The organism is Vibrio sp. 1288 (genome assembly GCF_033344475.1).
The window spans coordinates 96,274-111,116 of record NZ_JAWPOX010000014.1; the positions used below are offsets into that span (position 1 = coordinate 96,274).

Consider the following 14,843-nt stretch of genomic DNA (forward strand, 5'->3'; position numbering starts at 1 on the left):
TATTAATGGAGGCTGAGCAATGAATCAATATAAATGATAACTATTTGCGTTTGTTGTTTTTTTGACGTATTAATTGAGTGTTTTTTTGCGATATACACGCAACATAAAATCAGCCTCACATTGGAAAAGTGTAGCGGATTTCAACTCTTCACGAAGAGCATCGGTTGCTTTCCATGCGAATGGCGTCATTTGCAATAAATCGACTGCGGCTCCGTTTTTCAAGTCCATAACATAGTTAAGATGCTGCTGGTGCTCTAATTCAAACCCTTCAATATGTTCTGGTTCTTCATTGTGAAGACGAACTTCTTGATAAATCCGCTCACGCAGTTGGTATAAGTGGCGACTAGCAGGAGTAACCGTGACAACAACGCCGTCGTTTTTTACAACGCGCTGCAGCTCCTCAGCTTTACACGGGGCATAAATGCGCAAAATGGCATCTAAGGATTCATTTGCGAAGGGAAGTCGGTGACTAGAAGCCACACTAAAGTTGCAGTGCGTGTAACGCTTCGCCGCGTAACGAATGGCAACTTTGGAAATGTCTAAGCCATAAATCGTGGCATGGTTCGCTTGTGTTTCTATCGTCTTTTGTACTTGATCTGTGTAGTAACCTTCACCACAACCAATATCTAATAATTGATGGGTGCTCCCCTCAGTGTATGTTGCACACAGCTGCGCCACTTCTTGGCGCATTGGGTTGTAGTAATCTCCTTCGAGGAATCGACGACGAGCTTGCATCATCTCTTTGTTGTCACCAGGATCTTTAGAACGTTTGTGGTGCGCTGGCATCAAGTTAACGTAGCCTTCTTTTGCTAAGTCAAACTGATGATTGTTTTCGCACTTAAACGTTTTTTCATTTAACGCTAGAGCTTGGTGGCATAGAGGGCATTGATAGTTCATGACGATCTCGAACAGAAAGTAGGGCGGCAAATTCTATCAAAAAGCGTGGTATCAAGTGAAACAAAAAGAGCCGACTGGGTCGGCTCTTATTAAGTATTAGTGGAAGAAGTCGACTTGCTCTTTCAAGTTTCGTGCTTGTTGTTGAAGTTCAATGGCACTTTGCGAGGTTTTTGCGCTCGTGTTGCGGCTTTCTCGGTTAAGTTCACTGATAGAATGGGCATTTGCTGCAATTTCTTGTGAAACTTGAGCTTGTTCTTCTGAAGTCGCTGCAATGGCGTCGGCTTGAGAGGCTATCGACTGCACTTGTACTGCGATGGCTTCTAATGCTGTGCCCGCGTCTTGTGCTTTGTCCAAGACCTGGTTTGCACTGCGTTGGCTGTCTGTCATCATATTAACTGCATTATGAGTCGACCCTTTTAGTTTCTCGATAATTTCCACGACATCCTGAACTGAGCTTTGGGTTCGGTGCGCAAGTGTGCGCACTTCATCTGCTACAACTGCGAAGCCACGACCTTGTTCACCTGCTCGTGCTGCTTCAATGGCGGCATTCAAGGCAAGTAAATTGGTTTGCTCAGCAATTTCATCAATCATTTTAGTGACGGTTTGAATACTCTCGCTATCGCGATTTACTTGCTCGATAGCCGTTGCTGATTGATCCAATTGATCGTTAAGTTGAGCAACGTCGATACATACGCCTTCAACAATCGCGAGACCAGACTGGCTATCGGTATTTGCTGAGCGTACGTTTTCCGCAATGCTTTCGACTTGTTGTGCGACAGATTGAGCGGAAGAGGCCATTTCTTCAATCGCTGTCACAACTTGCTCGACTTCTTGTTGTTGTCGGTCGGCTTGGGTCAAATTGCTATGTGCATCGTTGGCAACGCTGGTGGAGTTGCTCTCCACTAAGTCGCTTGTTGAACGGATCTTACCGACAAGTTCATTGAGCTGACTTGCCATACTGGCGACACCCGAGCTCAGGTTCGTAATTTCATTCTTTGATGCTTTACGAGACGCTGGGATGCTCAAGCTGACTTCGCCGCCGGCTAAGCGAGTCATGTATGAGTTTAGAGTCGTGAGAGGTTGTAAGCTGTGATTCAAGAAAAGTGTCAGTACAACAAAAGTAATGATTGCCGCTACCGAAGAAATGATGGCAATGAGTGTGAGAAGCGTGTCGCTACCTTTTGTAACTTCTTTGATAAACGTACCGCCTAGCAGTTTCCAGTTCCAACCTGGAACCTCTGTGTAGACAAGATACTTTTCGCCTACGTTACCTTGGTACTCGAAAGGGTAGCGAATTAATCCACTAGATTGTTCGAAAATCTGGCCAAAAGGCTTGTGACCATTGTAGTCGGCGACTTCTAGTATTGACGAATCTGAGCCGCTTTTTGCTGGATGAAGTAGGTATTTACCAAGATTGTTTTCGTCGTTATCAACGATAATGGTGTAACCAGTGTCGCCCCATTTTATCTCTTCGAGTGCATCGAATAAGGTTTGTGTCGCTTGGTCTACTGGTAAGCCAATAAACGATAGGCCTGCTACCTTTCCTGTCGCATCTTTGATTGGGGCATAGTAGGTAATGTAGCGCTCGCCATACAATTTAATTTGAGCGTAATACGGTTGTCCTGCTTTAAGTTGCTGATAACCAGGATGGTTGATGCCTAGCGTGGTTCCGACCGCTCGCTGACCTTGTGGATCTTTTAGGGAGGTGGACACCCGAATAAAGTCGTCACCCAATGGTGCGAATAGCGTTGCTATAGCGCCGGTATCACGTGTGAAACTGTCGACCAACTTGGTGTCATTAATTAAGCTTTCACTGTATTGAGTGATGTTTGGTACTTCATGTCCCATGAAGTCAACCGTGTAATTTTCGACATAGACACCGGCAAGGTAGCCATTGCGAAAAGTAGATTCGAGGACTTTAGCGGTGTGCAGGTAAGCATCGAATTGGCCAGCAATGGTTTTTGCCATTGATTCTACTTTAGATTGGTGTTCTTTCAGTGTGCTTTCCAATAGAACATCGGAAGCGTTGCGGTAAACAAGCGCTGCAATACTGCTGAAAGCAATGAATAGACACAAAGTGATCACCAGTTTCAACTGGAATCCGACACTTTGATTTCGGTATCTCTCTAACATAGACTAATTCCTGATATTTTTATTATTTATGAGTTTTGTATCGGTATGCTATCGGTTTATATGATCAATTTTTTTGATATTTATTAATGAAACCGTCAAAAGTGACCAGTAACCAATAAGTTAGTAAAGATAGGACCATCTAAGCAGAGCTTTTATTACAAAAAAAGCCGGGTATCCCGGCCTTTATATGGTGATTCTTACTGCGCTGAAATGACAGTGACAAGTTCATGTGTCTCACCTGGTTGGAGGGTTTGACCTTGCTCAATACTTGGTGCATGAACAGTAGACTCCACACACAACATGGTTTGATAACCATCGTCAGCCATGTCACCCATGCTTTGCGCACCTTCTGCCCAAGGGTTCCATAATACTGCTGAGTTGTGGCCTTGGTTGTGTACGCTTAGCGTACGATCCAATACCGGGTCTTTTACCAAAATTTTCGCTTCTGGTTGCGTGTAAACGCGGTCAATGGTGTCAGTTAGTTGTAGAACATTACCACCTTGGCATACCGCATCAGCTTTCAAGCTATCAATGTACTCGGCACCCATGCCTGTCGTTTGTGCTTGCTTAATGTCTCCAACGTTTAGGTAAGTATGTAATGCGCCAGAGAAGGTCCAAGCCTCGTCATCAATGTTCATGACTTTGAGCGTCACTTTTAGCTCATCGCCCACTTCAATCACCAAACGAGCGTCAAACATATGGGGCCAAATATCGTGGATTTCTTCTGTCGGGAACAGAGCAAGTTCAACAATCACACCGTTATGGTTCTCACGATGTTCAACCAACTCCCATTCTGCGGTGCGGGCAAAGCCGTGAGCTGGAGCAGCAATACGCCCAAACCAAGGCCAACAAACCGGAATACCACCGCGAAGAGCAGCTTTACCATCGAAGACAGCTTTTTCGCTCATCCAGATCAGATCTTCTTGACCTTTAGGCGTGAACGACACGACATGACCACCGTGTAGCGAGATGCCTGCCGTTGCTTTGTCATGAATCACGCGGACGATTTTTATCTGATCAACTTCAACGATAGTGACGTTATCAGATAGCACCGTTAGGGCTGGGAGAGTTTTTAAATCCATGTGTAGTTTCCTATCGCTGGGGAGAGCTTTTAGACGCGCTTCGCACATTAAATGCAACATCGAGCCTGCATTCTCTCAAATTCCAGATACAAAAAAGGCGACTCTAGAGCCGCCTTTTCTTTAACGAAGTTATTCGCTAATTGCTAACTTTCTAATTACTTAGAGATGTGAGCGATTAGGTCTAGAACTTTGTTTGAGTAACCGATTTCGTTGTCGTACCAAGATACAACCTTAACGAATTTGTCAGTTAGCGCGATACCAGCTTTAGCATCGAATACTGAAGTGCAAACTTCGCCGATGAAGTCTTGAGATACAACTGCATCTTCAGTGTAGCCTAGAACGCCTTTTAGTTCGCCTTCAGAAGCTTCTTTCATCGCTTTACAGATGTCTTCGTAAGAAGCACCGTTAACTAAGTTAACAGTTAGGTCAACTACAGAAACGTTAGCAGTTGGTACGCGGAAAGCCATACCAGTTAGTTTGCCGTTTACTTCTGGAAGTACAACGCCTACAGCTTTAGCAGCACCAGTTGAAGATGGGATGATGTTTTGAGAAGCACCACGACCACCGCGCCAGTCTTTAGCAGAAGGACCATCTACAGTTTTTTGAGTTGCTGTAGTTGCGTGAACTGTAGTCATAAGACCAGATTCGATACCGAACTTGTCGTTAAGAACTTTAGCGATAGGCGCTAGACAGTTAGTAGTACAAGAAGCGTTAGAAACGATGTCTTGACCAGCGTAAGTGTCGAAGTTTACGCCGTTAACGAACATTGGAGTAGCGTCTTTAGAAGGACCAGTTAGTACAACTTTTTTCGCGCCAGCAGTGATGTGCTTACGTGCAGTCTCGTCAGTTAGGAAAAGACCAGTTGCTTCAGCTACAACGTCAACACCGATTTCGTCCCATTTTAGGTCTTCAGGGTTGCGCTCTGCAGTAACACGTACAGTTTTACCGTTAACGATTAGGTTACCGCCTTCAACTTCAACAGTACCGTTGAAACGGCCGTGAGTTGAGTCATACTTAAGCATGTATGCCATGTAATCTACATCGATAAGGTCGTTAATACCTACTACTTCGATGTCGTTGCGCTCTTGCGCTGCACGGAATACGAAACGACCGATACGGCCAAAACCGTTAATACCTACTTTGATAGTCATTATAGTTGCTCCACAACTTAATTTCTGATTAAAGATAACTGGTAGTAAAATTACAGAATCCAGTAAACATCTGCAAGTGATAATCGGACTTAACTTGTTTAAAGTCAAAAAAAAGCGACGCTTTTTTTAACAATTCTTTGCAAATGTACGTTTTTTAAACTTTTAACTGATTCTTCTGTAGCCCAGTTGGCGTAATATAACTGGTGAGATAAGTGCTCTTATCAAATTAATTACGCATGGTGTCCTGGTGAGAAAGTATGTGCTACAACTGTTAAGAGAAGCAAGTTTTTTGCTAAAAAAGTCAATACCAAGAACAGTAAATAAGGAGCCGAAAGTCGTGGAACAAAGCGGGAAAAAAGTGACGAAGTCAGATGAACAGTGGCGTGAGCAACTGTCTGATGAAGAGTTCCGTATTTGCCGAGAGCAAGGTACAGAGCCTCCTTTCAGCGGTAAGCTACTGCATAATAAGGAAACTGGTGTTTATGCTTGTACTTGTTGTAATGCCCCTCTCTTTGTCTCTGATAACAAGTATGACTCTGGCTGCGGATGGCCAAGTTTTGATGCGCCTATCAACGATCAAGCGGTGCGCTATTTAGAAGATCTAAGTCACGGAATGGTACGTACAGAGATTCGTTGTGCAACGTGTGATAGCCATCTAGGGCACGTTTTTGAAGATGGCCCACAGACCACAGGAGAGCGTTTTTGTGTTAACTCTGTGTCGTTAATTTTCAACAAATCAGAATAATAACGACAAAATTGTGCTCGAGATTGTTTTATCCTTTCAGGATGATTCAAGCTCAACAGTGATCTGAGTGTCGCTCGACTTAAATAAAAACTCCCGCTCATTGCGGGAGTTTTTCGTTTATATCTCACTGGGTATCATTGCTGGGGAATAGATACCTTTCTCTATGGCTTTCGCCACCGATTCGGCTAATTCATCCAACTGCTTATATCGCTCTGGATGACTGAAATTGAACATACGTTGGAGCTGCTTTTCATCAGCAAGCGGTACGTCGAATCTCTTCGCGACCATTGCCCATAGATACGCTTGCTCTTTGTCTCCAAGCCCTTGATGAATACTTGCCATTGACTTGAGAATGACCGGATTGATGTTGTCTTCATCAGATAAAGACAACGCGTTATTAAGAAGCTCCAGGGTTTTCTTGGTATCTCGGTTGGTATAAAAAGTGGCTAATGCATATTGCATCTCAGCATTATTTAATTGGGGAGACCCTTCCATTTGTAAAAATGCGCGCCGAGCTTGAGTATCTCCCGTTTGAGACCATAAGAAATACAAAGTAGCCGGGTCTTCTGAGCCTTTTAACTCGTTTACAATGCGCTCTAGCTCATCAATACTGTGTACCAATGCATTAAAGCGTTGTCTTTTGAGAGCACTTTGATCAATAGGGGTGATTTGGGAGGCGAGTTCTAAGCATTTCCTATATTCAGCGACCAGACCGTATTCGATGATTTGGTTGGCTTCCGATGGGTTTTTCAATTGCTCAAACCGATGCCAAACCAAATTTGTTCTTGGAATTCGACATTGGCCGTCATCCATATTGAGCTGCTCGCAACGCAGTTCTGGTGTTTTTTGGCACAACTCTTCGGTTGTCACGTTACCTTCAAAACAGCCCGATAGCACAAAACATGCGAGGCTGAGAAGTAACCAGTTTGTTCTTTTCATGGCTTTGCTTGTGATCCGTTACACCAATTCATTTTCGTATTCTTGACTCAGTTTCTTAACCCGTTATGTTCTGTAAATAGAATGTAATAAGAAGGTACACTATGGACGCAGAACAACTATTACAAGCGATGACTCCAGAAGTTTATGATCGCTTAGTCTATGCAGTAGAAACGGGAAGATGGCCTGAGGGTACAACACTTTCTAAAGAGCAGCGAGATTCGTGTATGCAAGCTGTGATGTTGTATCAATCAAAACATAATACTGATGCGCAGCATATGACGGTTGCAGCCGGTGGTGAAATCAGTTTTAAATCAAAACAAGAGCTTAAAAAACAATTCAGCGGAGAAGAGAGCGATATTGTTCGTGTCAATCCGAACATTGATTAATCCTTACGCCTTATTTCTCAAAATTTTATTATTTTGATTTTGAAAGAAAAAAGCCCAAATTGTATTGGGCTTTTTAGATCGCAGAAAGCTTGAACTTACAGGCTCATTTCACCACGCAGTACTTGTTGCATTCTCGCTTTTACTTCTTCGTAAGAAAGGTTTTGGCTTAGAAGGTAGTGTAGTTTTGCCAGCGCCGCTTCGGGCGTCATGTCAAAGCCACTGATAACACCAGAGTCTGCGAGCGCACAACCTGTGGCATATCCGCCCATATTCACTTTACCTGCCAAACACTGAGTCAGGTTGACAACAATAACGCCGCGCTCAGAGGCTTCTTTCAGGTGACCAAGCAGCTCAGGGTTCTGAGGAGCATTGCCGACACCAAAAGTCAGAAGAATCATCGCATTCACGGGCTGACGAAGCGTGTTGCGGATAACTTCGTGTGAAATACCAGGGTACATGGTGATCACACCGATTGGTTGTGGCGTGATGTTGTGAACCTTAAACTCACCTTCTGGTTGTGCACCAACGGTTATGCTGTTGCTAACTTGAATATTGATCCCAGCTTCCAATAGTGGAGGAAGGTTTGGTGAAGTAAAGGCATTAAAACCGTCTGCATGAGATTTTGTGCTGCGGTTACCACGCATCAATTGATTATTGAAGAACAAAGTTACTTCGTTGATCGGGTAGTTTGCCGCAATATGTAGCGCGTTTAATAGGTTTGCTTGGCCGTCAGAACGCAGCTCTGCGAGAGGGATTTGTGAACCCGTTACAATCACTGGCTTACCAAGGTTTTCAAGCATGAAAGACAATGCTGACGCTGTGTACGCCATGGTGTCAGTACCATGTAGGATAACGAAACCATCGTATTTGTCATAGTTGTCACGAATATCATTCGCAATCTGCTGCCAGTCAGCAGGTGTCATATCTGATGAGTCAATCAGAGGGTCGTATTCGTGGATGGTGTAATCCGGCATTTCAGGACGATGGAATTCGGGCATGCTTGCTAATTGCTTTTCCATAAAGCCAGCAACAGGCACATAGCCGTGGTCGGATTTTTGCATTCCGATGGTACCACCGGTGTAAGCGATGTAGATGTGTTTTCTAGTCATCGTTTTTTCTTTCGTGTAGGGGAACAGAGGCGGGGATTATATACCTAAATAACCTTGAGATGCGAGGCTATACGCACAGCATCAGAAAGTCATCTGAGGAGATGCAAAGCCTAATAAAAAGGGCACTTCAAGTAGAAGTGCCCTTTGTAATATTGATGGAAAAACTACTGCACTTGGCAGTTCAAACAAAATGCGTATTGACCTTTAGGATCGTTGAAGCTTTGGAGCAAGCTTGCGTCTTGTTCGAATTGTTGAGCTACGGGTTGAAGACTTTTTGGTAGCAAGCTTGTTGCATCAATACCTAGAGAGACTTTCACCTGTTTCATAAACTCTTGCAGAAATAGTTCAGTAGGTGAAAGAGGCTCTTCTACCCAGTAAATGCCGTAATCGGTTACGTTCGCTAGTTTCGCCGCTAGCTCTACAGCATCATCAAAGTCACCCATTTGATCGACAAGACCAAAGGATAGTGCATCTTGGCCAGTCCAAACTCGACCTTGAGCAACTTTGTCAACTTCCTCTAGAGACATATCGCGATTCTCGCCAACTAGAGAAATAAAGCGCTTGTAACCGTGCTCGATACCTAATTGGAACACTTGAGACGCGCCCTCAGAAAGGCCAGTGGTAATACCGTCACCTGAGAACGGCGATGTGCCAACGCCATCAGTATTAATACCTAACTTGCTAAAGCCTTTTTCAAACGTGGTGATGACACTAAATATACCAATGGAGCCCGTCAGGGTTGTTGGCTGAGCAACGATTTTGTCTGCGCTCATTGAAATCCAATAACCACCAGAAGCGGCCAAACTCGACATGGATACAACAACCGGCTTACCTGCTTGCTTCAGAGCTTCTACTTCGTTACGAATCACTTCAGAAGCAAAGGCACTGCCTCCTGGACTATCTACTCGTAATACGACCGCTTTCACTTTTTCATCATTGCGTGCTTGACGCAGCAAGCTTGCGACTGTGTCACCACCAACAGTTCCGCGAGGTTGTTGACCGTCCATAATCGCGCCACTTGCTAGAACAACGGCGATGTCGTGCTGAGGTAGTGTGTAATCGGGACGAATCGTTGCAAGGTAGTCGTAGTAACCAATCGCGTTGTAGCTGTCTTTGCCGTCGCTACCAAACTGTTTTGCGAATAGAGTGCGAATGTCTTGGCGTGTAGCAAGTTCATCCACTAGCCCCAATTTGACTGCGAGCTGAGCAATATCGCCATTTACAGACTTCATCTCGTTAATCAGTTCATCCATGGTTGGATTAAGCACTTTCGCATCAATGTTTCGGTTTGTTGTTACGTCATCAACAAAAGCACTCCACAATTGAGTAACCCAGCGTGTTGCTGACTCTTTCGCCGCATCGGACATGTCATCACGAATAAACGGTTCGATAGCGGATTTATAAGTACCTACGCGAAAAACATGAGTAGAAACGTCAAGCTTTTCAAGTAACGTTTTGTAGTACATTGAGTAAGCGCTGTAACCTTTAATCAATACACCACCATCAGGTGCCAGATAAACTTTGTCAGCGTAACTTGCCAAGTAATATTGGCTTTGGTTGTAGAAATCACCTACGGCGTAAACGGGTTTGCCTGACGCTTTAAATTCGTTCAACGCTTTCGCGATGTAACGTAGTTTCGTGAGATTTGTTTCTGGCATGTCTCGCAGTGCTAGCACTAATCCAGACACTTTAGGATCGTCTTTCGCGTAGCGAATAGTATCAACGATATCGAAAAGGACGTTTTCTTTCGGTAGCTCATTACCCAAAAGGGAACCAGCAAAAGAGTCCATTGGGTTTACATAACGTCTTTGTTCGACAATTGGGCCTGAAAGGTTCATCACCAATGCCGATTCTTTTTCGACGACAGGTTGACCGTCTCCGGTATAAGTAAAGGCAAAGTAGAAAACGGCAATCATCAGCAAGAAAATTAGGTTTGCCAGTGCGAGTCTGATGAAAGTGATACTTTTCCATATCCCTTTAAATATCAAACCAATAAATTTGAAGAGTTTTTTCATCTTGTCTCCATAACGAGATAGTTACGCCGAGTCTAACAAAGTATGGGTTCTTATCTCTAAGATCTCAAAAGATAACATTTTTTTAGCTTATCACGACCACTCTACAATTGGCATATTTTCACACGAGATTGATCGGTGTTACAAAAATGTAAACGCTTGTTTGATTTTTTGGTTGAGCAGGCTTAATCTGGTCAGACCATGATAATAACAATGGATGTTAAGTGATGTCTGCCATGTACCCAAACCTATTAAAGCCACTGGACCTCGGTTTCACACAATTACGAAACCGAGTTCTGATGGGATCAATGCACACGGGCTTAGAAGAGCACAAAGAAGGATTACAGAAGCTCGCTGCTTTTTATGAAGAACGCGCGAAAGGCGGTGTCGGACTGATTGTAACCGGAGGTTTTTCTCCTAACTTACGTGGTCGTTTACACCCGTTGAGTGCTGAATTCAGCAAGCCAAAACATGCTAAAGCCCATAAAGTTGTGACAGAAGCGGTGCACAAGCACGGTGGTAAAATTGCGTTGCAAATTCTCCATGCTGGGCGTTATGCAATGCATCCATTCTCGCAAAGTGCATCTGGCATTAAAGCGCCGATTGCAAAGTTTGCTCCGAGTGAAATGAGCGACCGCCAGATAAAGAAAACCATCGACGCGTTTGCTAATAGTGCGGAGTTAGCACAGCTTGCTGGTTATGATGGCGTCGAGTTAATGGGCTCGGAAGGTTACTTGATAAACCAATTCTTATGTAAACGTACTAATATGCGTTACGACGAATGGGGTGGCAGCTATAAAAAACGTATGCGTTTTCCGCTAGAAATTGTTAAAGCGGTACGCAAGGCGGTGGGTGACAAGTTCATCATCATCTTCCGTCTTTCTATGCTGGATCTTGTCGAGCAGGGCAGCACTTTTGAAGACGTTATCGAATTGGCGAAAGCACTTGAAGAGGCTGGCGTCACGATTATTAATACGGGTATCGGTTGGCATGAGGCTCGAATTCCGACCATTGCGACTCAAGTACCACGTGGTGCGTTTACATGGGTTACGGAAAAAGTTAAACCTCACGTTTCGGTTCCTATTATCACTTGCAACCGTATAAATACGCCAGATGAAGCAGAACGTATTTTATCTTCAGGTCATGCCGACATGGTTTCGATGGCGCGCCCATTCTTGGCCGATCCTTACTTTGTTGCTAAAGCCGAACAGGAAAAAGCGCAGCTTATTAATACGTGTATTGGTTGTAATCAGGCGTGTCTAGATAACGTGTTTAAAGGTAAGCGCGCCAGTTGCTTAGTGAACCCTCTAGCGTGCTATGAAACCGAAATTGTTGTTGAACCAGCCTTTAAAAAGAAAAACATTGCAGTTGTTGGTGCTGGACCTGCGGGCTTGGCTTGTGCGACCACACTGGCTGAACGTGGCCATAAGGTTGATTTGTTCGAAAAGAACGACCGCATCGGTGGTCAGTTCCGTCTTGCGATGCAGATCCCTGGTAAGGAAGAGTTTCGAGAGACGATACGATATTTCGCTAACCGTATTGATGAAACAGGCGTGAATCTGCACTTATCGACGGAAGCGAACTATGACTTACTCACAGAATATGATGAGATAGTGATGGCATCGGGTGTTGAGCCACGTAAAGTCAATATTGATGGAATTGATAACCCAGAGAAAGTCGTCGACTATCAAACTCTCATTCGAGACAAAACGCCAGTCGGTGAGAAAGTGGCTATCGTTGGTGCTGGTGGCATTGGCGTAGATGTCGCGACCATGCTCACAGAGCCAGTTGGACAAACGTTAGATGACTGGTTGCATGAATGGGGAATCGACAAGGAGATGTCTCAGCCGGGTGGTTTATATCCTTACCCTGATGCGGTCAGCGATAAAGAAGTCTGGGTACTTCAGCGTCGTAAAGGTCGTGTAGGTAAAGGTCCGGGTAAAACGACAGGTTGGATCCATAAACGTACCCTTGAAAAACGGGGCGTACATTTAGTCGGCGGCGTGTCTTACGATAAAATTGATGATCAAGGTTTGCACATTCATGTAGACGGAAGCGCGCAGGTACTTAATGCAGACAAAGTTATCATTTGTGCTGGGCAAGAGTCTGTACGTCCGTTTGAAGATAAATGGTCTGAACTTGGAGAGAAGATTCATATCATTGGCGGAGCTGACCATGCGGGTGAACTTGATGCTGTGCGTGCGATTCGTCAAGGTGTTAAATTGGCGGTAAAACTCTAGCCTTTTAATGTGTGTTTACCATAAAAGCTGCGCTTTGAGCGCAGCTTTTTTGTATAGAACTAGTCACTGATATCTGGCAGTTGTTTGGCCATTACCACGCCAGCAAAAGTAATAAAAGAGAACACTAACACCACAGCTGAAAGGCTCAAGAAGTTCGACATAACACCAAGAGAGCTCATTAGAAGCAGCATTATCCCAACCACTGTGTTACTCACGGCTACATAGCTCGTCCGTTTGTCACCTTCTGCGATATCAACTAAATAGGTTTTTCGTCCGACTCGTATTCCGTCGTGGGCAATACAAACACAAAAGTAAAGCAGAGGAATCACGAATAGGAAGCTTTGGCTAGCGGTGACCCATGTATCGTAAACAAATAACACAACACCAAGTAGCGCGCTCATCATTGCGCCTATGACCATCACACTGCGGCTAGAGCGATCGGACATTCTTCCCCAGAAAGGACCTGACACAAAGGAGGCTAAGCCACTCGCAAACATAAAGAGAGCTAGCACCCAGAGCTGTCCACCCAGAGATTGCTGTGCCAGCACAACGTAGTACGGTGCACTCAGCGCAGAACATAAAAATAGTGTCCGCGTGATAACGAATCGACGAAAGGTCACGTCTGTCTTAAGTAACGCGAGTTGTTTAAATGCTTCGAGGACGCCATTTCGACCACCGTCTACCTCACCGGCATACTCATTAATTCGCGCATAGACGAATGCCGCGATGAGCCATATGACGCCCGCTAAGCCTAAACTCAGACCGTAAAAGCGCTCTGTCGGCTCTACGTCCCATAACCAGGCTAGTGCCAGAAGGCTCGCGAAAAGCAGCGTAACCAGGCCAGCAGCACTTGAAGACCAGCCGTTGACTTGACCTCGTTGGTTTTTAGGGATGGTTTTGCCCAATACATCTTTTGATGCGACGGAATTTAAACCGCGTGAGAGGCTGAAGATCACAAGACATGCAATTACACCATAACCCGCAGCAGCTCCTGTCAGAGTTAATGCGACCACTCCGATTGCAAATATGGAAAGAGCCTGCAAGATGCTGCCAATTACCCAGACCCATTTTCTTACTGGAATGCGTCGGATGTAGTGCGCGATGCTAAGTTGTGGGATAAGGGAACCTGATTCACGAATAGGAACGAGCCAACCAATTAAGTAAACCGGTGCCCCGAGACTTTGTAGTATCCACGGCAACGTGACTTTAGGATTGATTAACGCATCGCCGACTTTCGTTAAAAACTGAGCGAGAATTATTTTAAGAAAGTTGCCGGGAACTTGATGACAAGCTGATTCAGGAATCGCCTTACAGGCACGGGCATCTTCGTCATTAACGATCTTTTCGTAAATGCTGTTTTGTTTGTCCTTGTTCATCAACCTGCCTATGTTCAACTTATTCATTTCGCGAATAAATTAACATTAAACCCAGATTGATGTTAAGTGAAGCACGTTATCAAGCCCACAGAAAACCGGTTGTTATTCGCAGGAGCAGATTGTGCTAAAGTGGCGTAAACAAAATAACAACGATATTCAATAAGGATTCTTTCATGGACGCTCTCGATCTTTTGCTCAATCGCCGATCTATCGCGAAGTTATCCGCGCCTGCTCCAGAAGGTAAAGCACTTGAGAACATCATTCGTGCTGGCCTTCGTGCGCCTGACCATGCGGGATTAACCCCTTGGCGTTTCGTTATCGCACAGGGCGATGGTTTGAAAAAACTGTCAGATATATTGGTAAAAGCGGCAGAAGCTGAAAATAGTGATGAAGCGGTGGTCGAAAAGGTAAAGAATGCCCCATTTCGCGCACCAATGGTGATCACGGTGATTGCTAAAGTAACAGAACATGAGAAAGTACCAGCACTAGAGCAACACTTATCTGCGGGATGCGCTGTACAAGCGATGCAAATGGCAGCTGTAGCGCAAGGCTTTCAAGGGTTTTGGCGCTCAGGTAAGTGGATGTTCCATCCAGAAGTTCATCAAGCATTTGGTTTAGAGGGTGACGATGAGATTGTTGGTTTCTTGTACTTAGGCACGCCTGGTTGTACACCGATGAAAGTTCCTGAGCGTGACCTTTCTCAGTTTGTTGAATTCCTATAACTAAAAACTTAAATAAACTGACTGTTTATTTATACAGTTTTTCTTGATTTA

General features: G+C 44.6%; 12 protein-coding genes. 4 read left to right on the forward strand and 8 right to left on the reverse strand.

The window, feature by feature from the left end:
• Nucleotides 1-69: 69 nt before the first annotated feature.
• From rlmA to gap, 4 genes are all read right to left on the reverse strand, one after another.
• Nucleotides 70-897: a 23S rRNA (guanine(745)-N(1))-methyltransferase gene (gene rlmA / locus R8O11_RS12595; RefSeq protein WP_062730495.1), complete on the reverse strand. Its 828-nt coding sequence runs from the start codon at nucleotides 895-897 to the stop codon at nucleotides 70-72.
• A 96-nt stretch (nucleotides 898-993) separates the two neighbouring features.
• Nucleotides 994-3,030, reverse strand: a complete 2,037-nt coding sequence (locus tag R8O11_RS12600) for a methyl-accepting chemotaxis protein (RefSeq protein ID WP_033907353.1) — start codon at nucleotides 3,028-3,030, stop codon at nucleotides 994-996.
• Between the two features lie 197 nt (nucleotides 3,031-3,227).
• A complete protein-coding gene (locus R8O11_RS12605) occupies nucleotides 3,228-4,112 on the reverse strand; it encodes a D-hexose-6-phosphate mutarotase (RefSeq protein WP_005380695.1) in 885 nt (294 codons plus the stop codon).
• A gap of 155 nt (nucleotides 4,113-4,267) precedes the next feature.
• Entirely contained in the window at nucleotides 4,268-5,263 is a 996-nt protein-coding gene (gene gap / locus R8O11_RS12610) for a type I glyceraldehyde-3-phosphate dehydrogenase (protein ID WP_005380697.1), read from the reverse strand.
• 337 nt (nucleotides 5,264-5,600) lie between these two features.
• Here gap and msrB point away from each other — a divergent pair, with 337 nt between their 5' ends.
• On the forward strand, nucleotides 5,601-6,008 hold the full coding sequence (gene msrB, locus R8O11_RS12615) for a peptide-methionine (R)-S-oxide reductase MsrB (RefSeq protein WP_042522504.1): 408 nt from the start codon (nucleotides 5,601-5,603) through the stop codon (nucleotides 6,006-6,008).
• 117 nt (nucleotides 6,009-6,125) lie between these two features.
• On the opposite strand, the gene R8O11_RS12620 is transcribed toward msrB, so the two are convergent.
• Complete coding sequence (locus R8O11_RS12620) at nucleotides 6,126-6,947, reverse strand: DUF2989 domain-containing protein (protein WP_005384926.1); 822 nt, start codon at nucleotides 6,945-6,947, stop codon at nucleotides 6,126-6,128.
• 101 nt (nucleotides 6,948-7,048) lie between these two features.
• Here R8O11_RS12620 and R8O11_RS12625 point away from each other — a divergent pair, with 101 nt between their 5' ends.
• Complete coding sequence (locus R8O11_RS12625; protein WP_005380700.1) at nucleotides 7,049-7,333, forward strand: YeaC family protein; 285 nt, start codon at nucleotides 7,049-7,051, stop codon at nucleotides 7,331-7,333.
• 95 nt (nucleotides 7,334-7,428) lie between these two features.
• Here R8O11_RS12625 and ansA read toward each other — a convergent pair whose 3' ends face one another.
• A complete protein-coding gene (gene ansA, locus R8O11_RS12630; protein WP_171344346.1) occupies nucleotides 7,429-8,442 on the reverse strand; it encodes an asparaginase in 1,014 nt (337 codons plus the stop codon).
• Between the two features lie 164 nt (nucleotides 8,443-8,606).
• Nucleotides 8,607-10,457, reverse strand: coding sequence for a signal peptide peptidase SppA (gene sppA, locus R8O11_RS12635; RefSeq protein ID WP_005380705.1), 1,851 nt, complete (start codon nucleotides 10,455-10,457; stop codon nucleotides 8,607-8,609).
• Between the two features lie 224 nt (nucleotides 10,458-10,681).
• Here sppA and R8O11_RS12640 point away from each other — a divergent pair, with 224 nt between their 5' ends.
• Entirely contained in the window at nucleotides 10,682-12,694 is a 2,013-nt protein-coding gene (locus tag R8O11_RS12640; protein WP_005380708.1) for an NADPH-dependent 2,4-dienoyl-CoA reductase, read from the forward strand.
• 59 nt (nucleotides 12,695-12,753) lie between these two features.
• Here the strand turns inward: R8O11_RS12640 and R8O11_RS12645 are convergent, their stop codons facing one another.
• Nucleotides 12,754-14,070: an MFS transporter gene (locus R8O11_RS12645; protein WP_064376890.1), complete on the reverse strand. Its 1,317-nt coding sequence runs from the start codon at nucleotides 14,068-14,070 to the stop codon at nucleotides 12,754-12,756.
• 173 nt (nucleotides 14,071-14,243) lie between these two features.
• On the opposite strand from R8O11_RS12645, the gene R8O11_RS12650 reads away from it, so the two are divergent.
• Nucleotides 14,244-14,792 carry an NAD(P)H nitroreductase gene (locus R8O11_RS12650; protein ID WP_005380711.1) on the forward strand — a complete coding sequence of 183 codons (549 nt, stop codon included), beginning with the start codon at nucleotides 14,244-14,246 and terminating at the stop codon, nucleotides 14,790-14,792.
• Nucleotides 14,793-14,843: the final 51 nt, after the last annotated feature.